The following is a 26,478-nucleotide window of genomic DNA, read 5'->3' on the forward strand; positions in this document are numbered from 1 at the left end:
CAACCGCCCCGCACAACGCGACGGCGCCGCCCGTCCGCGTGGAGCGGACGAACGGCGCCGTCGGAACGACTGACGGGCCGGCGGCCTCAGTCGCTGAGCCGCTCCCCGGTGGAGGTCGAGAAGACGTGCATCTCACCCGGCCGCGGCACGACGTGCAACTGCGCGCCCTTCTCCGGCACCTGGCGCCCGTTCACGCGGACGACCAGGTCCTTGTCCTCGCCGCCGACCTCGGCGGCGCCGTAGACATAGCCGTCGGCGCCGAGCTCCTCGACGACGTTGACGGTGACGGCGAGACCGGCTGGGGCGTCGTCGGACGCCTTGGTGAGGGCCTTGGCTGCGCCGCCGTTCTGCTCGACCAGGTCGAAGTGCTCGGGCCGGACGCCCACGGTGACCGTGCGGTCGCCCTTGTCGGCCGCGGCGCTCAGCGCCTCACGCGAGACCGGGACGACGCTGTTGCCGAACTTCACACCACCGTCGGTGATCGGCACCTCGACGAGGTTCATCGCCGGCGAGCCGATGAAGCCCGCGACGAAGAGGTTGTTGGGGCGGTCGTACATGTTGCGCGGCGAGTCGACCTGCTGCAGCAGCCCGTCCTTCAGCACCGCCACCCGGTCGCCCATGGTCATGGCCTCGACCTGGTCGTGCGTGACGTACACCGTGGTGATCCCGAGCCGCCGCTGCAGGCTCGCGATCTGCGTACGGGTCTGCACACGGAGCTTGGCGTCCAGGTTGGACAGCGGCTCGTCCATGAGGAACACCTGCGGCTCCCGGACGATCGCCCGCCCCATCGCCACACGCTGCCGCTGACCACCGGACAGCGCCTTCGGCTTGCGCTCCAGGTACTCGGTGAGGTCGAGGATCTTCGCCGCGTCCTCGACCTTCTGCCGGATCTCGGTCTTGTTGACGCCGGCGATCTTGAGCGCGAAGCCCATGTTCTGGGCGACGGACATGTGCGGGTACAGCGCGTAGTTCTGGAACACCATGGCGATGTCCCGGTCCTTCGGCGGCAGGTGGGTGACATCCCGGTCACCGATCCGGATGGTCCCGCCGTTGACGTCCTCCAGCCCCGCGAGCATCCGCAGGGAGGTCGACTTGCCGCAGCCGGAGGGGCCGACGAGGACGAGGAACTCGCCGTCCTCGATGGCGATCTCGAGCTGATCGACAGCGGGCTTCTCAGTGCCCGGGTACACCCGGGTTGCCTTGTCGTACGTGACCGTGGCCATGGTGATCTGTCCCTTCACCGGCAGGAACGTGCCGGACGATCCGAGTAAAGGAGGGGGTCTAGTCCACCGGAGGTGGATTGGCGTGACGTTATACCGGACAGGGCGGCCATGTCTCTAGGCAGGCCCCGGGAATTTTCGAACGGATCACGCCCCGGGGGCGGGTACACTGCAGGGGATGCCGACTTAGCTCAGCTGGTAGAGCACCGCTCTTGTAAAGCGAAGGTCGTCGGTTCGAACCCGACAGTCGGCTCTGCGTCCCAGCAGGGAAGAAGCTCCGGATGGCCTGCCCTCCGGGGCGTTTGACATCCACGGCTGAATGACGAAAGCCCGCCATCGTCGATGGCGGGCTTTCGTGACGGTGAAGCGCGTCAGCCGTGACCCATGACCCATGACCCGTGACCGAGCCGCTGCGGCCACCGCCACCGCGGCCCGCTCGGACGGCCGGTGCGCGCCCGGATGGCGTCGGTCGGCGACTCGGGCGCCTCGTGGGGCAGGCCGGCGGAGTCCGGCTGGTGGAGGACGCGGCCGAACTGGCCGGTGTCGCGGTGGCCGCCCGCGGCCCGGCGGGCGGCGCCACGTCCCGGAGGGTTCCGTAAGGCGTTCAGGCACTCGCGCTGTGTGCGGTGAACGCGGGGTGAACTTTCCTCGGGCCGGGTTCTTCACCTCCGGCGTTGCAGCATGTTCCGCTCTTGTGAAGTCTTCGCGGCCCGTCGTATTGCAGCTTCCTGCACCGGATGTTGCCTTCCGAGATTGAGTACGTTGATATGGTCTCGACGGATCGGATAACCCGTGCGTTCTTGGCGACGGGTTCTCGACGGCCACCGGTTGGTGGCCGCCGGACAGGGGGCAAAATGCATGAGCGGGAGTTCCGCGCTTTCGTATCCATCGCTGAGATAGGGCGTATGGATCAAGCGGCCAAGGCGCTCGGCTATTCACAACCGGCCATCAGCTACCAAATCAAGTGCCTGGAGCAGATGCTGGGCACCAAGCTTTTCACTCGCGACTCCACCGGTGCGCAGCTCACCAGGGAAGGTCGCATGATTCTTCCGTCCGCACGTGCGGTGCTCGCGCTGATCGACAGCATGAAGGGCGTCTGCGCCGCGGCCTGACGCGTGCTGCAATCGCCACTCGGTCCGGATTGTGGCGGCCGTCACCCAGGAATGAGGAACTCCTCATGTGGATGATCGCCACATGGGTTTGGAGTGGTATGACCCGCTGGTTCGCGGCTTGTCGGAGTCATTCTCCGATTCCCTATGTCGGCTGGCAGTAACAGGACAGAAACAACCCGGGACGCTCGCTGAAAGCCTCCGGACCGATGCGTACAGTGATGATCGCGACGGTGGAGGCGACGGAGCCCGGGGGTTGTACTACAGCTAGCTGACAACTTCGGGGGTTCGCGCGGCGGGGCCAAGGGGGGCGTTAAGGGGGTGGCCCACCTGCTCTTTCCGGGCCAACTCGGATGCATTGACTGGCGTAGGAGTGGGAACTACTGTCGGCCGCGCATCGATGATTGAAGTGTTCCGCCTTTCAACCTTTATCGACGGGACATACCTGGCCATTCAGGGGGATGGTCACTCACTTCAACCTCCCAGTTGCATCCCGGACCTACCGGTCCGAGGTCCGCTGGTGATCGTTGTGTCATAACGGGGGTAATAAGCGTGGCAGGTTTGGCGATGGCGCCTGTTTCCGCGAGAGCGGGGGAACAGGCGGCGATAAGCGCGGCTTCGGGAGCCGGCGGCCCCGAACCGGGGCGTGACGGCGTGGTGCAGGCACTGCTCCAGGCCCGTAAATTGATCGAATCGACGGTGAATCTGCACCGTCGCACCGTGGCCCGGCATGCCGTGGTGACGATGAAGGGGAATGACGCGGCCGTCGCGAACGCCGTGGAGGCGCTCGTCGACCGGGCCCGGCACGGCATCAGCATCGCGCTCCCCGCCGGCGGCGACCGGGCCGAGGTCATGGTGTCGGCGCTGCGCCGGCTGAACGGGCCGGACCATGAGCGCATTCCGGTGCGGCTGCTGTGCACGCCCGGTTCGCTTGCCGACCCCGCGATCCGGGCCGCCATGGAAAGCGGTGTGAATACGCAGGTCAAGGTCGTCGACGCGGTCATGGAGATGCTGATCGTGGACGGTGGCGTGGCGATGGTCCGGTCCTCCGCGGAGCGCGGGGGAGGGGATGTGGTGTCGGTCATCGAGGACACGGCGTCCGTCCGGGCCCTGGATCTGCTGTTCGCCGGTGCGTGGTCGGGCGCGGTGCGCCCCGCGGAGCACCGCTGGATCAGCGAGCGGCTGCGTACCGAGTCCGCCCGGCGCATCCTGGAGCGGCTCTGCAAGGGCTATACCGACGATGTCGCGGCCCGTGAGGTCGACGTCTCGTTGCGCACCTACCGGCGCCATGTCGCGGAGATCATGCGGGCGTTGGGGGCCAATTCCCGGTTCCAGGCGGGGGTGCGGGCGGTCGAACTGGGTCTGCTGTCGACGGCCGAGTAACCCGTTGAGCGGTGCGGCGCGGTGCGGCGCGGCGCGGTCGGGCCGCGCCGCTGGGCGGACACGAGTGGGTGTTCCGCGGTTGATACGCGATGAAGAACTCACACGGGGGTGAGTGGTGTGCCATCCGGGATGTCCGAGAGCGCTTCGGGCAGCAGCCGTCGAGAGGTCGACCTCGTTCCGGTCGAGGCCGCCGATGAATTCGAACGGGAGCTGCTGGAAGTCAGCGCGCTCCTGGCGTCCACGGTGGACAGACGCCGCAACCAACTGCACCGCGACTCCTTGGTGGACGTCATCGACGCCCATGAGGACGCCGTCGAGACGGCGGCGCGGCTGGTCACCAATGCCACTACGCGCGTCGATGTGGTGCTCGCCGCGGAGTCCGCGTACTCCGAGGCGGTCCACGAGGCCCTGACCGCGCTGCTGTCGGGTGCGGCGCGGAAGACCTCCCGGGTGCGGCTGCTGTGCACGCCCTCGACGCTCGACTGGCGGTTCGTCTCGGCGCATGCCGCCGAACCGCGGGTACGGACCCGGGTGGCCCGGATCCCCGCGCTGGTGGCCGTGATCGCCGACAACGAGCACGCGCTGGTGTGCGCGGCGTCGGTGGCCGGTCGCCGGGCCTCGGTGGTCCGCGCCCCCGGTGTCATCCAGCCGCTGGTCGCGCTGTTCGACGGGGTGTGGCGCAACGCGGTCGAGGTCTCCGACCGCATCGAATTCGGCGACAAGACGCGGGCGGATATCGCACAGCAGATACTCGAGCGGCTGCGGGCCGGGGTGACCGACGAGGTCGCGGCCCGGGAACTCGCGATGTCCGTACGCACCTACCGAAGATATGTCGCGGAGATAATGGCGTTACTCGGGGCGAATTCACGATTTCAGGCCGGGGTGCGCGCCGCGGAACTCGGTCTGCTCATCTCGCAATCCCCCGGCGAGCGACGGTGATACGCCATCGCATTTTTTTCAGCCGCCCACGGCAGCTTCATGACGGGCCGTTGCCCGGTGCGTCGGGGCGCGGCTAGAACTGGCCGCAAGGAATGCGGGCGGGTCACCAGGGCGACGGGGGATCGGCCGACGATGACGAGGAGGTGCGTGGAGAAGATGGCCGTCGGCATCGACAGCAAGTGGTTCCGCAGATACGGGACCGAGGCGGCGCCGCGCAGGCGGCTGGTCTGCCTGCCGCACGCGGGGGGATCCGCCGGGTTCTTCCACGGCTGGGGGACCGCCTTCGACTACGGCGTGGAAGTGCTCGCCACGCGCTATCCGGGCCGGCAGGAGCGGCTCGTCGAACCGGGCATCGACCGCATCGAGGACCTCGCGGACGAGGTCACCGCGGCCCTGCTGCCCTTCGCGGACGTGCCGTTGACCCTCTTCGGCCACAGCATGGGCGCGTCCGTGGGGTACGAGGTCGCGCTGCGGCTGGAGAGCCGGTACGGCATCCGCCTCCAGGCGCTCTTCGTCTCCAGCCGGAAGGCCCCGCACAAGCTGACGCCCCAGACCACCTACCTGGACGGCGACGAGGCGCTGCTGGAGGAGGTGCGGGGGCTCGGCGGCACCGACGGCGCGCTGCTGGACGACCCGGATCTGCGCGAGCTGGTGCTGCCCGCGCTCCGGGCGGACTTCAAGGCGGTCGGGACGTACGGCCCCCGTACCGCGACGCCGGTCAGTTGCCCGGTGGTGGCCCATGTCGGGGACGGCGACCCGCACATCACCGCGGAGGACATGGCCGCCTGGGGCGAGGTGGCACCGGCGGGCTTCGACCTGCGGGTGCTGCCGGGGCACCACTTCTACCTGGTGGAGCAGCGCGACGCCGTCGTCCGCGCGCTCGCCGAGCATCTGGGCTGAGCTCATGGCCTACTCGACGATGACCTCACCGCCGCTGATGAGCGGAGTGGGCGTGCTCGACAAGGCGTCGCTACTGCTGGGCGTGTTGGAGGGCGGCCCGGCCACACTGGCCCGGCTGGTCTCCGACACCGGTCTGAAACGGCCCACCGCGCACCGGCTGGTGCTGGCCCTGGAGCGGCTGGGACTGGTCGCCCGCGACGGGCACGGGCACTTCGCCCTCGGCCCCCGGCTGGGCGACATGGTCGTCGAGGCCCGCCAGGACCGGCTGAAGGCCCAGGCGGGCCCGGTGCTGGCGCAGGTGAGCGCCCGGACCGGGGCGAGCGCCCGGCTCCACCGGCGCCGCGGCCGGATGCGGATCTGTGTGGCCTCCTCCGAGGTGCTGGGCGGTGAGCCGATGCCGGTGGGCACCGCGTTTCCCATGAAGTCCGGGGCGGTGGCCCAGGTGCTGCTCGCCTGGGAGGAGCCCGAGGTGCTGTACGAGGCGCTGCGCGGGGCCCGGTTCACCGCGGCCATGCTCTCCGGCGTACGGCGGCGGGGCTGGGCGCAGAGCGTCGGGGGCTGGGAGCCGGACACGGCGACCGTCGCGGCGCCGGTGCGCTCCCCGGACGGGCGGGTGATCGCGGCGCTGTCGCTCTCCGGGCCGATCAGCCGGGTGGGCCGCAATCCGGGGCATCAGCTCGGCTGTGAGGCGATCGACGCGGCGGTGCGGATCGCCGAGTTGTCAGGTTGCTGACGCCTCGCGGACGGCGGGGCTGGGTGGGACGAGGGCGGGGGTGGTCGGGCCGAACGACACCGAGGCCGTGGGGAGGCAGCAGTGCGGCAGGTGGAGTTCGGGATCCTCGGACCGGTGGAGGTGCGCGTGGACGGGCGGCTGCTGCCCGTCGACGGCGCCAAACAGCGGACCGTGCTGGCCGCCCTGCTGCTCTCCGGCGGCCGGGTGGTCTCGGACGACCGGCTCAGCGAGCTGCTGTGGGGACGCAATCCGCCGGTCACGATGACCGCGCAGCTCTACACCCATATCTCGCGGCTGCGCAAACGCTGCGCCCCCTGGCTCCATCTGGCCCGCCGGGGCCCGGGATACACCATGGACCACAGCGGGGCCCGGTTCGACTGGGAGGAGTTCCAGCGCCTGGCCGAGCAGGGGCGCGGGGAACTCGCCGACGGCCGGTACGCGGACGCCGCCGAGCGGCTGCACACCGCCCTGACGCTGTGGCGGGGACCCGCCCTGTCGGATGTGACCGGCTTCCTGGAGGAGACGGAGCTGCCGCGTCTGGAGGAGGCCCGGATCAGCGCGGTGGAGCACCGTATCGAGGCGGAGCTGGCGCTGGGCCGGCACGCCCGGTCCGTACCCGAACTGACCCGGCTGGTGGCCGAGCATCCGCTGCGGGAGGCGCTGCGCGGCCAGTTGATGACCGCCCTGTACCGGTGTGACCGGCGGGCGGACGCGCTGGCGGTCTACGAGCGCGGACGGCGGGTGCTGCGCGACGAGCTCGGGATGGACCCCGGCGCGGGACTGCGCCATGTCCACCACGGCGTGCTGCGCGGCGATCTGCCCGGTCCGGCCGCCCCGGAGCCGGTCCGGGTGCGGCTGCACAAGGCGGGGCGGGCGGGCGTACCCGGACCCGAGTCGATGGCCGGGGACATCTGGGCCGGTCTGGTGCCCGCCATGCTGCCGACCGACATCGGCGATCTGAGCGGACGCGCCGAGCAGCTCGCGGTCGTGTCGGACGCGCTGCGGGCCCCCGGGCGCGGCGGGGCGACGGTGCTGACCGGCGCTCCGGGAACGGGCACCTCGGCGCTGGCGGTGCACGCCGCGCACCGGTGCCGTGAGGACTTCCCGCACGGGCAGCTCTATGCCGACCTGCGGGAGGAGGACGGCGGGCCCAAGGATCCGCTGGATGTGCTCGGCTGGTTCCTGCGGGCGCTCGGCGCGGGCCATCACGATCTGCCCGCCGCCCTGGACGAGCGGGCGCAGCTCTACCGCAGCCGGCTGGACGGCCGCCGGGCGCTGGTGGTGCTGGACAACGCGGTCGAGGACCGGCAGGTGCGCCCGCTGCTGGTGAACGGCGACGGCTGCCGCACCCTGATCACCGGCCACTCCTCGCTCACCTCGGTGGAGGGGGTGCGCCTGGTGCGGCTGGATCCGCTGGATGCCGCGGAGGGGCGGCTGCTGCTGGCGGCGCTCGCGGAGCCCGGGAGGGTGGCGGCGGAGCCGGAGGCGGCCGACCGGATCGTGGCGCGGTGCGACGGGCTTCCGCTGGCGCTGCGGATCTGCGCGGCGCGGCTGGCGGCGTATCCGCAGTGGCGGCTGGCGCATCTGGCGGACCGGCTGGCGCCCGCGGACCGGCGGCTGGGCGAGCTGTCCCTGGGCAGCCTCGATGTGCGGGCGACCCTGAGCCGCTGTCATGCCCGGCTGGCGCCGACGGCCCGGTACGCGTTCCGGGTGCTGGCGCACCGGGAGGAGGGCTCCGCGTTCACGGCACGTCAGGCGGCCGTGGAGCTGCGGTGGCCGGAGGGGCGGACCGAGGACGTGCTGGAGTCGATCTCGGAGGTCCGCCTGCTGGACATCATCGCCGACGGGGATCAACTGCGGTACCGGTACCGTCCGTTGGTGCGGCTGTTCGCCCGTGAGCAGCGGGGCCGGGGCCCGGGGCCGCAGCCACCGGCGGACGGCACGGGCTGATCCGGCCGGGCCTTCGGGGCTTCACCGGGCCGGGCCCCGGACGGTCGCCGGGCCCCCGGCGGTCGCCAGGGCCCCGGCGGTCCTGGCGGTCGCCGGGGGCCCGGCCGATATGCGTGGCCGATATGCGTGGCCGATCCGGCGCGGACGCCTCAGGGCGTGTCCGCCATGGTGCTGTGGACGGCGTTGATGAGCATGGCCACCAGGCTGGCCCAGCGGGCGCCGGCGTCGCTCATCAGCGACTGCCGGGCCCCGATGTACTCGGCGTACTCCGTGCGGTGCGGGTCGAGCGCCAGCTCCCTGACGACCGCGGCGAACTCCGCCGGATCGCTCAGGTCCCGGCGTTCCAGGTGCCGCAGCCAGGCCGTGAAATCGAGTTCCACTCCGGCCGGAATCTCAGTGGTCGATACGTTTTCCACTGCACCTCCCTGGTTCGTGCGGACCGGCATCCAAGTCCGCGGGACCAGGATGGAATGCCCGCCTATGGTCGGCCTATTCCAGTGGAGGTCCGTGGCTATAGGCCGGTGATAGACGGTTCGGCGGGCCGTACGGCGTTCGGCTAGACGCGCGGGAAACGGGCCTGCAGATTCCAGATGGCGGGGTTGTCCCCGAGCCCGTCGTGCAGATCCACCAGATCCGCGATCAGATCGTGCAGGAAGTCCCGGGCCTCGCGGCGCAGCGCGGTATGGGAGAAATTCAGCGGTGGCTCCGTGGCCGGTGCCCAGTCGGCGGTGATGTCCACCCATCCGAAGCGCCGCTCGAAGCGCAACCGGTCGGTGGATTCGGTGAAGTCGAGTTCCGCGTGGACGGGGGTGGCCGAGCGGCTGCCGCGCGGATCCCGGTCGAGCAGTTCGACGATGTCGCACAGCGCCCAGGCGAAGTCCAGCACCGGCAACCATCCCCAGGCGGTGGACAGTTCACGGCCGGTCGCGGTGTCCGCCAGGTGGACATCGCCGCAGAACAGGTCGTGGCGCAGGGCCTGGACCGGTGCGCTCCGGTAGTCCGTCTGCGGCGGGTCCGGGAAGCGGTGGGAGAGGGAGTAGCCGAGCTCGATCACCGACCGATGGTGTCATGGTGTTCCGCCGGCCCGCGGCCGGGGCGGGCCTTGTGCTGGCACCTTCCTGTTAGCGCCATTGTGGAAGATCAACGGACTCGGATAGAAATCCAGTCAGTTGGCGGAACACCCCGTGTCCAGTACGTGGACGGCGGGAGATCCGACTCCGGCGGTGGTCATCCCCCGAACGACCGCCGGTGTCTCCCTTCGGCGCGCCCGTGGTGCTCTGCGCACCGCCGCGGCATGCCGGGGGAGGAGATCAGGGGCCCGGACACACCGTGCGAACCGACCACGGAACCGAGCCCCTGATCAGGGGATGGCGGTGGACGAGAACGCTTCGCTGGCAGCTTCCTGTACCGGCTGTTGCGCGGTTCCGGCCGCGCGGATAGTTCTGGTGGAAGCGCCGATAAATAACCGCCGTTGAGCGGGAATCCGGGTAGCGAGCAGGTCTGCCGACCGGGTTGTGGCAGCTTTATGCAGTGGGCATTGCGCGGTATGGCGGGGTGCCATAGAAAGATCCGAGTCCGAAATGGAAACGGCCTGCGGGTCGGCCTTGTTCGAAAGTGGGGGATCCAACATGAGTTCGGTGCACGAGGAGCGGGTGCAGAAGATCAAGGAGATCGTCTGCGACGTTCTGGAGATCGAAGAGGACGAGGTTACGGAGACCAGCCTCTTCAAGGAGGACCACTCGGCTGACTCGCTGCGTTCCATCGAAATTCTCGCGAATCTCGAGAAGGAATTCCACGTCACCATCGACCAGTCGGAACTTCCCCGGATGGTGCACCTCAAGGGCGTCTACGAGGTAGTCGCCGAGTCCGCCGGCTGGTAAAGCGGCGTTTTCGTAATCGCGGACACGGCCGGAACAGCGGACGAGGGGGACGGGATGGCGGAGTCGGGGCATGCGAGCCCGCGAAGAGTGGTGATCACCGGTCTCGGTGTGGTCTCCAGTATCGGTATGGGCGTCGAGGAGTTCCGGCGGGGACTGCGCGCCGGAAGCAGCGGGGCCAAGCCGATCACGGTGTTCGACGTCGAGGGGTTCGACCACGCGAACGGCTGTGAGGTGGAGGATTTCGACCCCGAGCGGTGGATACGCCACCTCGCGGTCGAGCAGCTCGGCCGGGCGACGCAGTACTCGGTCGCCGCGGCCCGGATGGCGATCGAGGACGCGGGGGTCTCCATCGCGGACTGGCGGTCGCTGCCGGGTCTGATCTCCATCGGGACCACCGACGGTGAATCGAGGGACCTGGACCACCTGGTCGAGGCCGAGATCACCCACGGTCCCGAGCACATGCCGCCCGAACTCGCCCGCCGCGTTCCGGCCGGCCGTCTGTCGGCGGCCATCGCGCAGGAGCTGCAGCTTTCCGATGTGGAGGCGGTGACGATTCCGACCGCCTGCGCGGCCGGCAACTACGCCCTGGGCTACGGCTATGACGCCGTCCGCTCCGGGGACGCGGAGTACGCGCTGTGCGGCGGCGCGGATGCGATGTGCCGCAAGACGTTCTCCGGTTTCTACCGGCTGGGCACCATCGCGCCGGACCGGTGCCGGCCGTTCGACGTCGACCGCAAGGGCATCCTCACCGGTGAGGGCGCCGGGGTGCTGGTCCTGGAGAGCCTGGAGTCCGCGCTGGCCCGGGGCGCCCGGATCTACGCCGAGGTGCTCGGGTACGGCCTGAATTGCGACGCCTACCACCAGGTGGCGCCGAACCAGGACAGCGTCGGCCGGTGTATGCAACTCGCCCTGGAGAACGCCGGGGTCAAGGCCGACCAGGTGGACCTCATCTCCGCCCACGGCACCGGCACCAAGGCCAACGACGTCACCGAGGCCCGCGCCATCCGCGAGGTCTTCGGCAGCCGTCCGCCCAGGACCATCTCGATGAAGTCGATGATCGGCCACACCATGGGCGCCGCCAGTGCGCTGTCGGCCATCGGCTGCGCCCTGGCGATCACCGAGAAGTTCATTCCGCCGACCATCAACCACACGACCACCGATCCCGAGTGCGATGTGGACTGCGTGCCCAATGTGGCGATCGAGGCGGAGCTGAAGGTCGTGCAGAACAACGGCCTGGCCTTCGGCGGCAACAACGCGGTGGTCCTGCTCGGCCGGTACGACGGGGTGCCGGCATGAGCTGGGCGGTGACCGGCATGGGGGCCGTGGCCGGGGTGGGCGGCGATGTCGACGAACTTTTCCACAACCTGTGCGCGGGCCGCTCCGGAGTGGCGGAGCTGCGCGGCTTCGACCACGCCCGGCATACGGCCCACCACGCGTACGAGGTGGACAACCGCCCCGCACCCGGGGTGGACGTCACCCGCCGGGCGACCGGGCTGCTGCTGGACGCGGTCGGCCAGGCGGTCCGCGACGCGGGCCTGGACGAGAGCGATCTGAGCGGGGTGCCGGTCCTGGTCGGCACCGGACTGCGCGAGCTGCGCTCGGTGGAGCTGTGGCGCACCCAGAGCGCCGAATTCCCCGCCGCGGAGCTGCACTTCGGCACCGCGCTGCGCGAGGCGTTCCAGGCGGATGACACCCACACCCTGTCCAACGCGTGCTCGGCCGGGCTGTACGCCCTGGCGCTGGGCGTGGACCTGCTGGCGCAGGGGGCGGACACGGTGGTCGTGGCCGGGGTCGATGTGCTCACCGAGACCATGTACGGCCTGCTGGAGCGGGTGCAGCCGGTGCCCCCGACCCGGGTGCGGCCGTTCGACCGCGACCGGGACGGCGTCCTGATGGGCGAGGGCGCGGCGGCGGTCGTGCTCAGCCGGGTCCCCGGCGGCCGTCCGGTGCACGGCCTGGTCCGGGACGTCGCGGTCAACTGCGACGCCTTCCATGTGACGGCGCCTGACCCGGCCGGAATCGCCGAGGCGATCAGGGAGGCGCACTCCCGTGGCGGGGTGAAGCCCGCGGACATCGACCTGTTGATGGTCCACGGCACCGGGACGCTGCTCAACGACGAGGCGGAGGCGACCGCGCTCGCGGACGTCTTCGGCCCGGACCGGGACAAGCCCCTGGTGACCGCCACCAAGTCGATGACCGGGCACACTTCGGGCGCCTCCGGGCTGCTCAACCTGGTGGTCACTCTGCGCTGCCTCGCCGAGGGGCGGGTGCCGCCGACCGTGGGCCTGGACAACCCGGTGGACGAGGCGGACGGATTCCGCTTCGTCACCGGAGAGGCGGCCCACCGGCCGCTGACCGTGGCCCAGTTGAACGCATTCGGCTTCGGCGGGATCAACGCCGTCGCGATCCTGGAGGCGGCTCGATGACCGTGGTGGTGAGCGGGGTCGGCGTGGTGCTGCCCCGCGCGAGGACGGCACCGGAGCTGATGGCACCGGTGGCCGAGGCCCCGCCGGTCGAGCCGAAGGACCTGGTCGGCCGGAAGGGCCTGCGGTACAAGGACCGGGCCACTCAGCTCGCCTACTGCGCGGCCGACGCGGCCCTGCGCCACGCCGGTCTGCTGGACGACGGGGGCCTGCGGGTCCCCGGCGGAAGCGTCGCGGTGGTCGCGAGCTCCAACTACGGCAATCTCGACACCATCTGCCGGGCGATCGACACCATCGCCGAACAGACGGCGGCGGCGGGCAGCGCCATGGATCTGCCGAACGCCTCGAGCAATGTCATCGCCTCCTCCGTCGCCATCCGCTTCGGACTGCGCGGCCCCAATCTGATGCTGTGCAACGGCGCCACCTCCGGGCTGGACGCCGTCCACTGGGCGGCCACGCTGATCCGTGGCGGCCGGGCCTCCCGGGCGCTGGTCCTCGGCGTCGAACCCGACAACGAGTCCGTGCGCGCCTTCACCGGCGGAGCACGGACCATCGACGGGGCGGCGGCGCTGGTGGTGGAGAGCGAGGAATCGGCCGCCGAACGGGGCGCGAGCGCGACCGCCGTGCTCGGCACTTACGTCCGGGGCGCCGGACTGGGCCGTACTCTGGAACGGCTGGCCAGGACGACCGGCGACCGGCCGGCCCTGTGGCACCTGCCCGAACAGCGGGCTGCCGCCGTACCGGACACCCTGCTGGAGGGCGTGGACCGGCACGATCTGGCCGAGGTCTTCGGCCTGGGCTCGGGTGCGCTGGGAGTGCTCCAGTGCGCCGCGGCCGTCGGCTGGTTCGCCCAGGGCGGCGCCGGTCCGGTGTACGCCACCGCGGGCACCGACGCCGACGACGCCAGCGCGGGTATCGCGCTGCACGGGCGGGCAGCGGCCTGATGTCGACCGGTGACCGCCTCGTGCGGGGGCTCGCCCAGGAGGACGGCGGGCCCGCTGTGGAGTCCGCGCGGGGCGACAAGGACAGCCCCGTGGTCGTGACCCGGCGCGCCGCGGGCGAACCGGGGCGGGGCCGGGCGCTCTTCCTGCACGGACTGTCCAACAGCAGCTCGGTGTGGGACGCCTGCGTCGAGCACGGCCGGCGGACCGGCGGGCCCGAGATGTGGGCCGCCGACCTGCCCTGGCGGGGCCGGAGCGTCGCCGGGTGGAGCGCCCGCGGCGATCTCGTGCCGTATATGGGCGACGCCCTGCGCGCGGTGCCGGGCGGCGCCGGTGTGGTGGTCGCCCACTCGATGGGCGCGAACGTCCTGATGGAGTTCCTGGGCCGCCGGATCGAGGAGGGCCTGGACCCGTTCACCGAGTTCGGCATCCACGGCCTGGTGCTGGTGGCCCCGTTCTACCGGCGCACCGCCGAGGAGTTCGACTGGGCGAGCCTGGCGTACTCCGTGGACACCATGGCCCCGCTGATCGCCGAGGGCATCCGGGTGCACGCCGGGGACCGGGTCCCCGGGGCGACCCGCCACCACCTCGCCGAGCGCATCCGGGACTGGGTCGGCCCCTACGGCTGGATGCGGTTCTTCGAGATCTATCTGCGCACCCCCGCCCTGCGCCTGGGACGGTTCACCGTGCCGTGCCTCGTGCTCTCCGGCGCCGACGACTTCGCCGCGCCCCCGGCCGAGGGCCGCGCGCTCGCGGACGGCCTTCCCGACGCCGAGTTCCGCCTGCTGCCCGACTGCGGGCACTTCCTGATGATCGAGCGAGCGCGGCAGTTCGCCGCCCTGCTCGATCGCTTCGTCAGCACGACCTGTTCGGCCGTCCGTCCGCACGGCGGTCCCGGCCTCGGATTCCCATGGGAGCACGATCGATGACCACAGTGGCCGAAAGCGCCGTCAAGAGGCTGCTCACCAGCGAGACGACCGCGTCGCTGCGCACCCGATACGAGGGCTCCAACATCTGCACCTGGATCGGGTTCAAGCACATCAACTACCTGGTGGAGGAGGCCATCCTCTGCCACTTCGCCGAGGCGGACCTCCCGGCGCGGGCGCTGTACGCCGAGCACGGCCTCGGTGTGGACATCGTCGACCTCGACACCCGGATCCTGCACGCCCTCTACATGGACGAGACGGTCCAGGCGCGGGTGGTGCCGAAGGCCGGGGACGACGACTCCTTCCTCTCCTTCACGGTGGCCCTGCACGCCGACCGGGACGGCGAGGACACCAAGGTGGTGGCCGCCAACGCCAAGGTGGTGCTGCGCTCGGACAGCTATGTCGAGGCGGCCGGTGAACCGCCCGCCGAGCTCGCCCGGTTCGTCACCGGCCGGCTGAGCGCCCCCGGCGCCGTCGCTCCCGAGCCGCCGGAGCTGACCGGCGCCGACCTCACGGCCGTCACCACCTCGCTGTCGGCCGGCCGCGGCACCTCCGGCCCCGACCCGGTGCTCGACCTGCTGACCTCGGGGAAGAACGCGTTCGGCTGGAAGTGGCGGATCCCCTACCCGTACTGCCACTTCTCGGAGCGGCTCCAGATGTCGAGCTATCTGCGGCAGATGGAGGAGGTCGTGGACCTCTTCCTCGCCGACCGGGGCATCTCGGTGAAGACCCTGCTGGACGAGCGCCGGTGGATCCCCGCCTGCCCGCACTCCCGGATCCAGATCCTGGACGAGGCGCTGATGGAGGAGGACCTCTACACGGTCTACACCGTCGAGAACGTCTTCAAGGACTTCACCTACACCTCCCGCATGGACTGCTATGTGGTGCGCGACGGCCGGCTGGTGCCGACGGCGACCGGCAAGGTCACCCATGGCTACGCCCTGATCGAGAACCGGCGGGACTGGAACCTGATCACCTTCGACGAGCGCGTCTCCAAGGCGCTGCGCGGCGAGTCCTGACCGACGACGGCGACGAGCGACGGAGCAGACATGAGTGGCGGCACAGCTCTTGTGAATCGACCGGTCATCACGGCCTGGTCCGCGGTATCGCCCTTCGGGATCGGCCGCGCGGCCTTCACCGAGGGGATCAGGGAGCGCCGGCCGGCGGCGGCCCCGCTCGATGACGAGCGGTGGCAGGCGGCCGGGGACCGCGCCTGTCTGGTGCCCGACTTCGACCTGCGCACGGTGCTCGGGAAGAAGGGGGTCCGCTCGATGGACCGGGTGACCGGCCTCGCGGTCACCACGGTCGCCCGGCTGCTCGACGACGCGCCGCGCAACCGGTGGGTGGCCACCGGCGAGGACGCCGCCCTCGTCCTGGGCACCACCACCGGCAGTGTGCAGAGCCAGATGGACTTCACCCGGGACTCGCTCACCGGGGAGAAGCCGTATCTGGTGGACCCGGCGCGCTTTCCCAACGCCGTCATGAACTGCGCCGCGGGGCAGAGCGCGATCTGGCACCAGCTCAAGGGGCCGAACACCACGATCGCCGGTGGCCACGCGGCGGGGCTGTACGCCCTCAACTACGCGCGCCGGCTGCTCACCTTCGGCCGGGCCAGGACCGTCCTGTGCGGTGCGGTCGAGGAGTTCTCGCACTCCCGCTCCTGGCTGGAGCGCCACGCCCACCAGCCGGACACCGAGGGGCCCGCGCAACTGCCCGGTGAGGGCTGCGGACTGCTGCTGGTGGAGCAGCGCGGCCCCGACGCGCGGGGCGACGCCGAGCAGCCGGTGCTGGCGGAGATCCTCGCCGTGGAGATGGGTATCGCCCTGGACGGCGGGGTCCGTCCCGCGCTGGCGGCCTGTCTGCGCCGGGCGCTGGACCGTGCGGAGGTGCGCCCGGAGGAGATCTGGGCGGTCTCCACCAGTGAGGCGCCCGGCCCGTCCGGGGAGCAGGAGCGGGCCGCCGTGGCGGAGGCCGCCGAGGGGACGGACCTGGTCCACCTCACCCAGGCCGCGCTCATCGGGGACACCGGCGCCGCGGCGGCGGCGTTCCAGATCGCCGGGGTGCTGGTGCACGCCGAAACCACCCCGGAGGCCGCCGGCCGGGTGGCGCTGGTGACCTCCGTCGACCGTGACGGCGCGGTCGGCTGCGCCCTGCTGCGTCTGGCCGGGCCGCGATGACCGTAACCACCGGAACCACCAGGACCGCCGGAACGCCGGACACCCGGCCGTGCAGTCCGGTCGCCGCGCGGGTGGAGGTCGTCCGTCCGGCCGCCGCCGACGACCGCGGCAAGGTGCGTGCGGCGACGGCTGTCACGGTGGGCGAGGACGAGGCGGTCTTCCCCGGGCACTACCCGGGCTTCCCCATCTTCCCCGGGGTCTGCGTGATCGAGTGCGTGCACCTCAGCGGTCTGCGCACCCCTCCGCCGGGCTCGGCCGGTCTGGAACTGGTGGCGGTGGAGAGCACACGGTTCCTCAGCCCGGTCTTCCCGGGCGACCGGCTGGCGGTGGACCTGGTGTGGACCGGCGGGTCCGGGGCGTGGAAGTGCGCCGCCAAGGTGGCCACCGAACGCGGGCCCGCCGCCCAGGTCAGACTGCGTTTCGCCGCCGAGGAGGCGTGATGATCGGCCAGTTGGAGATCAGAAAGGTGCTGCCGCACCGGTTCCCGATGCTGCTGCTGGACCGGGTGACCGAAGTGGTCCCGGGGGAGCGGGTGACCGCCGTGAAGGCCGTGACCTGCAATGAGCCCTGGTACCAGGGGCTCGGACCGGACGCGCCGGCGGAGGCGTACGCCTATCCGCGGGTGCTGCTGCTGGAGTCCTGGTGCCAGTCGGCCGGGCTGCTGGCCACCTGGGAGTCGCCGGATCCCGATGTGCTCGAGGGCCAGGTCATGCTCTTCGGCAGCGTGTCCGGGGTCGAGTACCACCGGCCGGTGTTGCCGGGGGACGTACTGGAACACCGGGCGTCCATCACCCGGGTGGTGGACGACACCGTGATCATCGAGGGCGGTTCCACGGTGGCCGGTGAGCCCGCTTTGACGGTCGGCCTCGCGGTGCTGGCCTTCCGGCCGGCGGCGGAGCTGCGGCCCGGGGACCCGGCCCCCGCTCCCGCCCTCGCCTGACCCCTGGCAACAGACATCCGGCCCCATGCGGCCGGCCGAATCGCTTTGGAGAACCAATGGCAGAGAACGCATCCCGGGTGGCGCTGGTCACCGGCGGTTCACGGGGAATCGGCCGGGCCACGGTGGTGCGTCTGGCGCGGGACGGCTTCGATGTCGCCTTCTGCTACCAGTCGAACGAGGCGGCCGCCCTGGAGCTGGAGAAGGAGGTCTCGGAGGCCGGGGCCCGGGTGCTCAGCCGCAAGCTCGACGTCCGTGACGCCGAGGCGGTGCGCGCGCTGGTCGCCGAGACCGAGCAGACCCTCGGTCCGATCGACGCGGCCGTGACCGCCGCCGGGATCACCCGTGACAATCCCCTGCTGTTGATGAAGGACGACGAATGGCATGACGTGCTGGACGTCAACCTCGACGGGGTCTACCACGTCTGCCGCTCCGTGGTGTTCGGCATGATGAAGCGCAAGAGCGGGGTGATCGTCAACATCTCCTCGGTCGCCGGTGTGCACGGCAACGCCACCCAGTCCAACTACTCGGCCTCCAAGGCCGGGATCATCGGCTTCTCCCGGGCCCTGGCCAAGGAGGTCGGGCGGTACGGAATCCGCGCCAACGTCGTCGCCCCGGGGTTCATCGACACCGATATGACGTCCGTGCTCACCGGCCAGGTGAAGGACAAGGCGCTGGAGTCGGTGCCGCTCGGGCGGCTGGGGCGGGCCGATGAGGTCGCCGACCTCGTCTCGTACCTCGTCTCGGACCGTGCGGCCTATGTCACGGGCTCCGTCGTCCAGATCGACGGCGGCATCACCATCTAGCATCGCCCCGAACCCAGGAGGTTCCGTTGGCCGTCAAGCCACCGCGCTGGTATTTCTCACTCCGCAGCCCCTATTCCTGGCTCGCCTACCGTGAACTCACCGAGAACGCCCCCGATGTGGCGGACGCGATCGAATGGCGCCCGTACTGGGAGCCGGACGAGGTGAGCGAGGGCCTGCTGGCCGACGCCGGGATCCACCTTCCCTATGTCGCGATGTCCAAGGAGAAGCACTTCTACATCCTGCAGGACGTCAAGCGGGCGGCCATCGAGCGTGGTCTGCGGATGGTCTGGCCCATCGACACCGCTCCCAACTGGGACGTCTCCCATCTCGCCTATCTGGTCGCCGAGGACGCCGGCCGCGGGCGGGACTTCATCGACGCCGTGTACCGGGCCCGCTGGGAGAACGGCATCGACATCTCCGAACGCGCCACCATGGCCGCGATCGGCCATGAACTGGGCCTGGACCCCGACGCGTTGGCCGGTGCGGCCGACGATCCGCAGATCCGCCGGCGGGGCATCGACGCGCTGCGGGCGGTGGACCGCGACGGAGTGTTCGGAGTGCCGTTCTTCATCCACCGGCACGACAAGTTCTGGGGGCTGGACCGGCTCTCGGGGTTTGTCGCGAGCGTCCGTGCCAAGACCCGGACCGTCGTCATCGAACAGCGGGAGAACGACCGCGGGATCGAGCCCGCCCAGCTCGTCCCGGCCGGTGACGCCGGGCACGCCGGCGGCTGCGGCTGACCGGACGTACGCGAAACGAACCGACAGACCTCATAGACCCTCGTCGACCCGATAGACCTGTCAGAAAGGCGATCACGCCATGAGCAACCCCTTCGAGGACGAGAACGGCAGCTACTACGTACTGGTCAACGACGAGCGGCAGCACTCGCTGTGGCCGGCCTTCGCGGAGGTACCCGCGGGCTGGACCGTCGTCCACGGCCAGGACAACCGCCAGGCGTGCCTGGACTACATCAACGAGAACTGGACCGACATGCGGCCCAAGAGCCTGATCGAGGCGATGGGCTGACGCACGCCACCTCCTCCCGTGCCACGGGGCCCGACAACCTGACGTCGGGCCCCGTGGTGTGTGTCCGGCAGGTTGCCGCATGACATTCGGGCAGCCACGGTCCGAGAAGGGCGATCCGGACTACTGTTGACACCCTCTTCATCGCACACGGGGGAACGTGCCATGACCTGGCTGGCTGCCACCAGCATCGACGACCTGTCCTTCGGACTGCTGATCGTGCTGATCGCGGTGTCGTCGCTGGGCGTCTTCGTCTTCGGCGTCTCGGCGATCTCCGGCCGGCTGCTCGGCATCCGGGTGGGCCCGCTGCGCGCCCTCGGTGCCGGTCTGGCCGGCCTGGGCGCGATGCTCGCCTTCAAGCCGACCATGCACGACCAGCAGAGCATGGGCGTGCTGTACGGGGTCCAGGTCGGGGTGTCCGTCCTCACCGCGATGGCCGCCCTGGTGCTGGCCGAGGTCTTTCTGCCGCGCGGCAGTTGGGCGCTGCCCATGCGGCTGTGGCGCGCGCTGCGCAGCCGACTGCGGCGCACCCGCCGCTATTCGCAGATCAGCCGGATCTTCATGCGCCACGGCCTGAGCCGTCCGCTGCGCAGCCGGCACAGTCTGGAACGGGCCCTGCGGCCCGGCGAGTTCGGCGAGCGGATGGCCAGGGGGCTGCGGCTGGCGCTGGAGGAGTGCGGCGGGGCCTTCATCAAACTGGGCCAGCTGCTGTCCACCCGGCGCGATCTGCTGCCCCCGCACTTCATCGACGAACTCAGCCGGCTGCAGAGCGATGTGCCGCCCGCGCCGTGGGGGGACGTGGCGGCGCTGCTGCGCGAGGAGCTGGGCAGGCCGGTGGACGACGCCTTCGAGTGGATCGAGCAGATCCCGCTCGCCGCCGCCTCCATCGCCCAGGTCCACCGCGCCAAGCTGACCGGTGGCCCGGTGGTCGTGGTCAAGGTCCAGCGCCCGGGGATCCGCGAGCGGGTCGAGCGCGACCTGGACATCGTCGTCGCGATCACCCGCAGCCTCCAACAGCGGTCCCGGTCCTCCCACGCCATGGGGCTGCGGGATCTGGGCGACGGCTTCTCCAAGTCGGTGCGGGAGGAGCTGGACTTCCGGATCGAGGCCAACAACGCCGCGGTGGTGGCGGCGTCCTGCGACGGGTACGAGGCGGACGCCCAGGTGCGGGTGCCCCGGGTGTACGAGGAGTTCACCACGGCCAGGGTGCTGGTCCAGGAGTGGCTGGAGGGGGTCACCTTCGACCGGGCGGCGGCCGTCGCGGACCGCAAGGGGCTGGACCGCCGCCAGATAGCCCGGACCGCCTTCGCCGCCATGCTCCACCAGATTCTGCGGGCGGGGGTGTTCCACGCCGATCCGCATCCGGGCAATGTGCTGCTGCTCGACGACGGGCGGATCGGCCTGCTCGACTTCGGCTCGGTGGGCCGTATCGACCCGACCGTACGCCACGCCCTGCAGGAGATGCTGGTGGCCGTCGACCGCGGCGACCGGGCCGGTCTGCACGACGCGCTGATGGCCCTGCTCGGCACGCGGGCCACCAGGAGCGAGGACCTCATGCTCAACTCGCTGCTGCTGGAGCGCGAGCTGGGGCAGTTCATGGCCCAGCACCTGGGGGTGGGGGCGCGGCCGGACACCGAGATGTTCACCGCGCTGTTCCAGCTGCTCGCCCGGTTCGGACTCGCCGTGCCGCCGGAGGTGGCCGCCGTCTTCCGGGCCCTGGCGACCATCGAGGGCACCCTGGGCCGGGTCAGCCCCGACTTCAACATGATCGACGAGGCCCGGGCGATCGCCGTGGACCTCCTCACCGCCCGGCTGCGGTTCCGCGCCACGGGCACGGGGAGCGAGGAGGAGGACGGGATATCGTCCGGGTTCTCGTCCCTGGCGCGGGGCGCTGTCCATGAGTTCCTGTCCGCGCTGCCGATGCTGCGGCGGCTGCCCCGGAGGGCGGAGCGGATCGGCGCGTCGCTGGAGGAGGGGCGGTTCACGGTCCGGGTGCGGGTGCTCGCCGACGAGCGGGAGCGGCGCTTCGTCTCCGGGCTGATCCACCAGTTGACGGTCACGCTGCTGGCGGCCTGCACGGGGCTGATGGGGGTGGTCCTGGTGGTGTTCGGCACCGGGCGCGGGCCCCGGGTCACCGCGGAGGTGGAGCTGTTCCCGCTGCTCGGCTATCAGGTGCTCGCGGTCAGCGCGATCCTCATGCTGCGCGCCCTCTACACGGCGATACGCCGGCCCAACAGCCACGACACGTTCTAGCGCCCGGGGCGCGCCCGGGGCCGGGGCGAACCCCGGCCGGGGCGGTACAAGACACCCGTTGCGCACACCCGTGGACCGGCTCCTGGGCGGAGCCGGTCCGGATTCCTCAGGCGTCGCCGACCAGCAGTGGCTTTTCCCGCATGGTCCAGCCGTTGGCGTCCAGCACCCGCCGTACGCCCGCGACGGAGGTCGACTCCACGAGCAGTTCGACCAGGCCGCTCGGCTGGTCGAGGGAGTGCTCGATGCGCACGTCCTCGATGTTGACCCCGGCCTCGCCGACGGTGGAGAACAGCCGGGCCAGCGCTCCTGGCTGGTCCGGGACGGCCACCGGGATCGCCACGTACTCGGCGGGCTGCGAACGCTGTTTGTGCGGTACCCGGGCGTGGCCCCGGTTGCCGCGCCGCAGCAGCTCCTGGAGATCGGCGGCGGCCTGCCGGCGCGCCTCGGACTCCGTGCCGGGCAGCGCCCGCAGGACGGCGATCAGTCGCTCCAGGTCCTTGGCGAAGCCGTCGAGGACGTCGGCGACCGCGTCGGCGTTCGCGGTCAGGATGTCGCTCCACAGGGCGGGTTCGCCCGCCGCGATGCGGGTGACGTCCCGCAGCCCCTGTCCCGACACCCGGATGTGCTCGGCCTCGGCGTGCTCCAGCCGGGCCGCCATCATCGAGGCGACCAGATGCGGGGCGTGCGAGGTCAGGGCGACGGCCCGGTCGTGGGCGTCGGTGTCCATCAGGACGGGGACGCCACCGCACAACGAGACCAGCTCCAGCCCCCGGTTGAGCGCCGAGCGATCGGTGAAGGGCGAGGGGGTCAGCACCCAGGGGCGGCCCTCGAAGAGGTCGGCGCGGGCCGCGAGCGGACCGGAGCGCTCGGCGCCGGCCAGCGGATGTCCGCCGATGTAGCGGGACGGATCGCCGCCGGCCGCGCGGACCTCCTCGTGCGGCCGCACCTTCACGCTGGCCACATCGGTGTAGGTGTGCGCCAGCCCGTCCCGCTGACAGCGGGCGAGCACGGTGCCGATGCTCGCGGGCGGCACCGCCAGGACGGCGAGGTCCACCTGCCCGGCGGGCATCTCCAGCGAACCGGCCCCCAGGGCCTCGGCGGTCCTGGCGGCCGTGGTGTCGGCGTCGTCCAGGTACACCAGGACGCCCCGGCGGCTCAGGGCGAGGGCGATGGACGTCCCGATCAGCCCGGTTCCGACGACGACGGCGGTTCTCATGTGTCACGTCCCGGTGTGGGTCCGGTGGCGCCGGAGCGCTCGATCTCCGCCCGGAGGAAGGCGGCGAACCGCCCGATGCCCTCCTCGATCTCCGCGGGGCTCAGATAGCTGAAGGAGAGCCGGATCGACCGCTCGCCGCCGGGGCCCGGGTAGAAGTAGGCCATCGGCGTCCAGATGACGCCGTGGTCCCCGGCCGAGCGCAGCAGCGCGGCGTTGTCGGCGGGGAACGGCACCCGGACGGTGAGGAAGAAGCCGCCGCTGGGCCGGTTCCAGGCGATGCCGAGCCGGTCGCGGACGTCTTCGGGGAAGTGGCGGTCCAGTTGCTCCAGGGTGACGCGGAGCGCCTCGCCGTAGTGCTTGGCGGGCACCGCGTTGCGTTCGGTGAGCCGGCCGCCGCAGGCCAGCAGGGCACCGGCGACGGCCGCCTGGCTCAGCGCCGGGGTGTTCACCGTCACCATGCTCTTGATCTTGGCGAGTTCGTCGGCGAGCAGTGTTTCGGCCCCCGACGGGTCCCGCACGGGCTGGTCCGCGACGACGAATCCGACACGGGCGCTGGGGAAGACCGACTTCGAGTACGACCCGAGGTGGATCACCCGCCGCGCCTGGTCCATCGACTTCAGGGTGGGGAGCTGGACGCCGGGGCTGACCAGCCGGTACGGGCTGTCCTCGAGGATGAGCAGATCGTGCCGGGCGGCCAGTTCCAGCAGCTCCTCGCGGGCGCGCCGGGACATGGTGTTGCCCGAGGGGTTCGAATGGTCCGGCACCACGTAGAAGGCGCGCGGGCGGCGGCCCCGGGCCCGCTCGGCGAGGACGGCGGCCTCGACATCGGCCACGTCCAGCCCGTCGGCCCGCTCCTCGACGGGGTGCACGGGCACCTGCAGCAGACTGGCGGCTCCGGTGATGCCCACGTAGCAGGGGCTGGCGACCAGCAGCACGTCCGAGGGGTCCGCGAAGAGCGCGCGCAGGGTCAGCAGCATCCCCTCCTGGGCGCCCACCGTCACCACGATCGCCTCCGGCGAGGCGTCGATGCCCTCGTCGGCGCGGAGCGAGTCGCAGATCAGTCCGCGGATCTGGCCCGCGGTCGGGCCGTACTGGTACAGCGCGGTGCGGATGGCGTGGTCCGAGGCGCCGCCCGCGGCCAGGTGGTCCAGGTAGCGGCGGATGTGATCGAGGATCTCGTCCTTGTCGAAGAACTCCTCGTACGGCCTTCCGGGGGCGAAGGAGACCACGTCCGGGAAGCGGCCGGTGATCTCGTTCAGGAAGTTCATGGTGTCCAGCACCGGGTCGGACACGCTGCGGTGCAGGTCCTGCTTGCGCAGCCCCGGCGCCGGCTCCGGCGGGTGCGGCCGGTCGCGCCGCGGTGCCGCGCCGGACGGGCGGTGGCGCGCCGGGGAGGTGTCCTCCTCCCCGGTCAGCAGCGAGGCGTCCGCGTCGGCGACGGTGGCGGTGCCGGTCAGCGTCATGGCCTCCGACAGCTCGTCGAGGACCAGGTCCAGGACGCCCGCCGCGCCGTCCCGGCCCGCCACGGCCAGGCCGTGCAGCACCGGGCGGCCCAGCAGCACGGCGTCCGCTCCCAGGGCGAGAGCGCCGAGGACGTCCCGGCCGCGGCGGACGCCGCCGTCCAGAAGCAGTGGGCAGCGGCCGTCCACGGCGGCGGCGATCCGGGCGAGCACGTCCAGGGTGGCCGGCGCCCCGTCGAGCTGCCGTCCGCCGTGGTTGGAGACCACGATGCCGTCCGCGCCGGCGTCGATCGCGCGTCGGGCGTCCTCGGCGGTCATGACGCCCTTGACCAGTACGGGCAGTTGGCCGACCGAGCGCAGCCAGGCGATGACCGACCAGTCGAGCGAGGGGTCGAGGCCGGTGCGGCCGTGCTCGGACGGGGACGAGTAATCGGCCTGGCCCGCGGGCAGGTTGGCGGGCACGATATGCGGCGGCAGCCGGAAGTCGTTGCGCAGGTCGCGCAGCCGGCGGCCGAGCCGCGGGGTGTCGACGGTCAGGACCAGGGCCTCGAAGCCCGCGGCCGCCGCGTGCTCGATGAGCCGCCGGGTCGTGTCGCGGTCGCGGAAGCAGTAGACCTGGAGCCACAGGGGCGAGGTGGCGGCCGCGGCGATCTCCGCGAAGGTCCGCCCGGCGAAGGTGCTCACCACGAGCGGGAGGCCGGCCGCGCCCGCGGCCCGCGCGGTGGCCGTCTCGCCGTCGGGGTGCATGAGCGTGTGGTAGGCCATGGGCGCCACGCCCACCGGCGCCCCCCACCGGCGCCCCAGGACCGTGGTGGACGGGTCGCACTCACCCGCCCCGGTCAGCACCCGGGGACTCAGCCGGGTGCGGTCGAACGCCGCCAGGTTGGCGGCGAGCGTCCGCTCCTCCCCGGCCCCGCCCTCGATGAAGTCCCAGACCGCCGGGTCCAGTCGGGTGCGCGCCCGCTCGGCGTACTCCTCGAGGGACAGCGGCGGCCGGGAGCCGCCGGAGGGGGCCGTGCGGCCGGTCACGAGGTGGCCGCCCGGGCGCGCTCGACGGCCTCGTACAGCGCGCGGATGTTGGAGCTTCCGAAGCCCTGGGCCCCGTGGCGCTGGATGAGTTCGAAGAACAGGGTGCGCCGCTCGTAGGGCGAGCGGGTGAAGAGCTGCAGCAGGTAGCCCCACTCGTCGCGGTCGGCGAGCACATTGGTCTTGCGCAGATCGGCGATCGCCTCGTCGAGGTTGTCGATCCGCTCGGCGAGGGCGTCGTAGTAGGTGCCGGGCGTCTGCAGGAACTCGATGCCCCGGCTCTCGAATTCGAGAACGGCCGGGATGATCTCGTCCACGAGGAACGCCAGGTGCTGCACCCCCGGGCCGCCGTTGCGCTCCAGGAATTCGTCGATCTGGCCCGGCTTCTTGGTGCTGTCGGGCTCGATGATGGTGAAGGTGATCCCGGCCGAGGGGCTGCGCACCACGATGGAGTCCATGGCCTGCTCGCCGACGGCGACGTATTCGCTGGAGTACTCCTCGAAGCCGAATCCGTCGATGTAGTAGCGGACCGTGTCGCGCAGGGTGCCGGCGTCCAGGCAGACCGCGATGTGGTCGAGCAGCCGGAGTTCGGTCGTGGTGCCGTCCTGGGCGGCGCGCTCCGGCGAGGAGATCCAGTCCCGGCCCGGGGGCAGCGCGTGCGGCTGGCCCGCGGTGCGCTTGAGGAGGGTGTGGCGGACGGCGCCGAAGCCGGAGACGGCGGGACCGGCCGGGTTGCCGGAGGTCAGATCGCGGGCGCCGGCGGCCAGGGCGCCTTCCCGGGCCGCGAGCGGGTCCTCGCAGGCGAAGGCGATGTCGGCGATGCCGTCACCGTGCGCGGCCAGGAAGTCGGCCGTGCCCGGTCCCGAGGTGATGAGGAGCTGGATGTCCTTCTGGCGGAGGAGTATCGAATCCAGCGCGCCGGTCCGGCACCGGGCCTTTTCCTGGAAACCCATGCTGGACACGAAATAGTCCGTGGTTTTCCGCTGATCGCTGGTGTAGATCTCGATGTACTCGACGTCATACGCGGTCACGATGTCCCCATCCGACGATTGCCTCGCCACACGTGTGTGCAACTCGTGGAATCGCACGCTACCGGCACGGGGGAGCGGTGCCATGGGCCGCCAAGAATTCTTCTATAGCCGGAAAGAGACGGGTGCGGCATTTATGCGGAAGGCG

25 protein-coding genes and 1 tRNA gene are annotated in these 26,478 nt (G+C 71.3%); 20 read left to right on the forward strand and 6 right to left on the reverse strand.

The features are described from left to right. Nucleotides 1-86 precede the first annotated feature (86 nt). Nucleotides 87-1,223 (reverse strand): ABC transporter ATP-binding protein, encoded by a 1,137-nt coding sequence (locus J5X86_RS04005; RefSeq protein WP_208515660.1) that lies wholly within the window; start codon nucleotides 1,221-1,223, stop codon nucleotides 87-89. A gap of 177 nt (nucleotides 1,224-1,400) precedes the next feature. Between J5X86_RS04005 and J5X86_RS04010 the strand changes: the two genes are divergently transcribed. From J5X86_RS04010 to J5X86_RS04040, 7 genes are all read left to right on the forward strand, one after another. Further along, nucleotides 1,401-1,473: transfer RNA gene (locus J5X86_RS04010), tRNA-Thr, on the forward strand. A 601-nt stretch (nucleotides 1,474-2,074) separates the two neighbouring features. Next, nucleotides 2,075-2,332 (forward strand): LysR family transcriptional regulator, encoded by a 258-nt coding sequence (locus J5X86_RS04015; protein ID WP_014061570.1) that lies wholly within the window; start codon nucleotides 2,075-2,077, stop codon nucleotides 2,330-2,332. A gap of 651 nt (nucleotides 2,333-2,983) precedes the next feature. Further along, nucleotides 2,984-3,712, forward strand: coding sequence for a response regulator transcription factor (locus tag J5X86_RS04020; protein ID WP_208515379.1), 729 nt, complete (start codon nucleotides 2,984-2,986; stop codon nucleotides 3,710-3,712). 129 nt (nucleotides 3,713-3,841) lie between these two features. Continuing rightward, nucleotides 3,842-4,651 (forward strand): LuxR family transcriptional regulator, encoded by an 810-nt coding sequence (locus J5X86_RS04025; protein ID WP_208515380.1) that lies wholly within the window; start codon nucleotides 3,842-3,844, stop codon nucleotides 4,649-4,651. 156 nt (nucleotides 4,652-4,807) lie between these two features. After that, entirely contained in the window at nucleotides 4,808-5,551 is a 744-nt protein-coding gene (locus J5X86_RS04030) for a thioesterase II family protein (protein WP_208515661.1), read from the forward strand. Between the two features lie 4 nt (nucleotides 5,552-5,555). Beyond that, complete coding sequence (locus tag J5X86_RS04035) at nucleotides 5,556-6,284, forward strand: IclR family transcriptional regulator (protein WP_243979234.1); 729 nt, start codon at nucleotides 5,556-5,558, stop codon at nucleotides 6,282-6,284. An 81-nt stretch (nucleotides 6,285-6,365) separates the two neighbouring features. Then, nucleotides 6,366-8,234: a BTAD domain-containing putative transcriptional regulator gene (locus tag J5X86_RS04040; protein ID WP_308124439.1), complete on the forward strand. Its 1,869-nt coding sequence runs from the start codon at nucleotides 6,366-6,368 to the stop codon at nucleotides 8,232-8,234. A gap of 149 nt (nucleotides 8,235-8,383) precedes the next feature. Here the strand turns inward: J5X86_RS04040 and J5X86_RS04045 are convergent, their stop codons facing one another. Continuing rightward, nucleotides 8,384-8,650: a hypothetical protein gene (locus tag J5X86_RS04045; RefSeq protein WP_208515381.1), complete on the reverse strand. Its 267-nt coding sequence runs from the start codon at nucleotides 8,648-8,650 to the stop codon at nucleotides 8,384-8,386. A gap of 140 nt (nucleotides 8,651-8,790) precedes the next feature. Further along, entirely contained in the window at nucleotides 8,791-9,288 is a 498-nt protein-coding gene (locus tag J5X86_RS04050) for a hypothetical protein (protein WP_208515382.1), read from the reverse strand. Nucleotides 9,289-9,862: 574 nt separating this feature from the next. Here J5X86_RS04050 and J5X86_RS04055 point away from each other — a divergent pair. The 13 genes from J5X86_RS04055 to J5X86_RS04115 all read left to right on the forward strand — a co-directional run bounded on the left by J5X86_RS04055 (nucleotide 9,863) and on the right by J5X86_RS04115 (nucleotide 21,600). Beyond that, nucleotides 9,863-10,114, forward strand: a complete 252-nt coding sequence (locus J5X86_RS04055) for an acyl carrier protein (RefSeq protein ID WP_014061562.1) — start codon at nucleotides 9,863-9,865, stop codon at nucleotides 10,112-10,114. A gap of 54 nt (nucleotides 10,115-10,168) precedes the next feature. Beyond that, a complete protein-coding gene (locus J5X86_RS04060; RefSeq protein ID WP_014061561.1) occupies nucleotides 10,169-11,410 on the forward strand; it encodes a beta-ketoacyl synthase in 1,242 nt (413 codons plus the stop codon). Next, nucleotides 11,407-12,540 (forward strand): beta-ketoacyl synthase N-terminal-like domain-containing protein, encoded by a 1,134-nt coding sequence (locus tag J5X86_RS04065; RefSeq protein WP_208515383.1) that lies wholly within the window; start codon nucleotides 11,407-11,409, stop codon nucleotides 12,538-12,540. The genes J5X86_RS04060 and J5X86_RS04065 overlap by 4 nt, the downstream gene beginning before the upstream one ends. Beyond that, nucleotides 12,537-13,481: a beta-ketoacyl synthase N-terminal-like domain-containing protein gene (locus J5X86_RS04070; RefSeq protein ID WP_208515384.1), complete on the forward strand. Its 945-nt coding sequence runs from the start codon at nucleotides 12,537-12,539 to the stop codon at nucleotides 13,479-13,481. The genes J5X86_RS04065 and J5X86_RS04070 overlap by 4 nt, the downstream gene beginning before the upstream one ends. Next, nucleotides 13,481-14,407, forward strand: a complete 927-nt coding sequence (locus J5X86_RS04075) for an alpha/beta fold hydrolase (protein WP_208515385.1) — start codon at nucleotides 13,481-13,483, stop codon at nucleotides 14,405-14,407. The genes J5X86_RS04070 and J5X86_RS04075 overlap by 1 nt, the downstream gene beginning before the upstream one ends. After that, the gene (locus J5X86_RS04080) at nucleotides 14,404-15,423 is read left to right on the forward strand and encodes a hypothetical protein (RefSeq protein WP_208515386.1); all 1,020 of its coding nucleotides are present in this window, start codon (nucleotides 14,404-14,406) and stop codon (nucleotides 15,421-15,423) included. Before J5X86_RS04075 ends, J5X86_RS04080 begins: the two co-directional genes overlap by 4 nt. A 30-nt stretch (nucleotides 15,424-15,453) precedes the next feature. Next, nucleotides 15,454-16,581 (forward strand): beta-ketoacyl synthase N-terminal-like domain-containing protein, encoded by a 1,128-nt coding sequence (locus tag J5X86_RS04085; RefSeq protein ID WP_208515387.1) that lies wholly within the window; start codon nucleotides 15,454-15,456, stop codon nucleotides 16,579-16,581. Beyond that, nucleotides 16,578-17,021 (forward strand): 3-hydroxyacyl-ACP dehydratase FabZ family protein, encoded by a 444-nt coding sequence (locus tag J5X86_RS04090; RefSeq protein WP_243979235.1) that lies wholly within the window; start codon nucleotides 16,578-16,580, stop codon nucleotides 17,019-17,021. The genes J5X86_RS04085 and J5X86_RS04090 overlap by 4 nt, the downstream gene beginning before the upstream one ends. Further along, nucleotides 17,021-17,521, forward strand: a complete 501-nt coding sequence (locus J5X86_RS04095; RefSeq protein WP_208515388.1) for a 3-hydroxyacyl-ACP dehydratase FabZ family protein — start codon at nucleotides 17,021-17,023, stop codon at nucleotides 17,519-17,521. Before J5X86_RS04090 ends, J5X86_RS04095 begins: the two co-directional genes overlap by 1 nt. Nucleotides 17,522-17,577: 56 nt before the next feature. Next, nucleotides 17,578-18,324 carry a 3-oxoacyl-[acyl-carrier-protein] reductase gene (fabG, locus tag J5X86_RS04100; RefSeq protein ID WP_208515389.1) on the forward strand — a complete coding sequence of 249 codons (747 nt, stop codon included), beginning with the start codon at nucleotides 17,578-17,580 and terminating at the stop codon, nucleotides 18,322-18,324. A gap of 26 nt (nucleotides 18,325-18,350) precedes the next feature. Then, nucleotides 18,351-19,064, forward strand: a complete 714-nt coding sequence (locus J5X86_RS04105; protein WP_208515390.1) for a 2-hydroxychromene-2-carboxylate isomerase — start codon at nucleotides 18,351-18,353, stop codon at nucleotides 19,062-19,064. 79 nt (nucleotides 19,065-19,143) lie between these two features. Next, nucleotides 19,144-19,350, forward strand: coding sequence for an MbtH family protein (locus J5X86_RS04110; RefSeq protein ID WP_014061551.1), 207 nt, complete (start codon nucleotides 19,144-19,146; stop codon nucleotides 19,348-19,350). Nucleotides 19,351-19,512: 162 nt separating this feature from the next. Further along, nucleotides 19,513-21,600, forward strand: a complete 2,088-nt coding sequence (locus J5X86_RS04115) for an AarF/ABC1/UbiB kinase family protein (protein WP_208515391.1) — start codon at nucleotides 19,513-19,515, stop codon at nucleotides 21,598-21,600. 106 nt (nucleotides 21,601-21,706) lie between these two features. On the opposite strand, the gene J5X86_RS04120 is transcribed toward J5X86_RS04115, so the two are convergent. The 3 genes from J5X86_RS04120 to hppD are packed head-to-tail and all read right to left on the reverse strand — an operon-like array spanning nucleotide 21,707 to nucleotide 26,333. Next, nucleotides 21,707-22,816 (reverse strand): prephenate dehydrogenase, encoded by a 1,110-nt coding sequence (locus J5X86_RS04120; protein ID WP_208515392.1) that lies wholly within the window; start codon nucleotides 22,814-22,816, stop codon nucleotides 21,707-21,709. Next, nucleotides 22,813-25,305 (reverse strand): aminotransferase class I/II-fold pyridoxal phosphate-dependent enzyme, encoded by a 2,493-nt coding sequence (locus J5X86_RS04125; protein ID WP_208515393.1) that lies wholly within the window; start codon nucleotides 25,303-25,305, stop codon nucleotides 22,813-22,815. The genes J5X86_RS04120 and J5X86_RS04125 overlap by 4 nt, the downstream gene beginning before the upstream one ends. Continuing rightward, the gene (gene hppD, locus J5X86_RS04130) at nucleotides 25,302-26,333 is read right to left on the reverse strand and encodes a 4-hydroxyphenylpyruvate dioxygenase (protein WP_308124440.1); all 1,032 of its coding nucleotides are present in this window, start codon (nucleotides 26,331-26,333) and stop codon (nucleotides 25,302-25,304) included. The genes J5X86_RS04125 and hppD overlap by 4 nt, the downstream gene beginning before the upstream one ends. Nucleotides 26,334-26,478 lie beyond the last annotated feature (145 nt).

It is taken from the genome of Streptomyces sp. NEAU-YJ-81, assembly GCF_017592595.1.
Taxonomy (GTDB): domain Bacteria; phylum Actinomycetota; class Actinomycetes; order Streptomycetales; family Streptomycetaceae; genus Streptomyces; species Streptomyces hygroscopicus_B.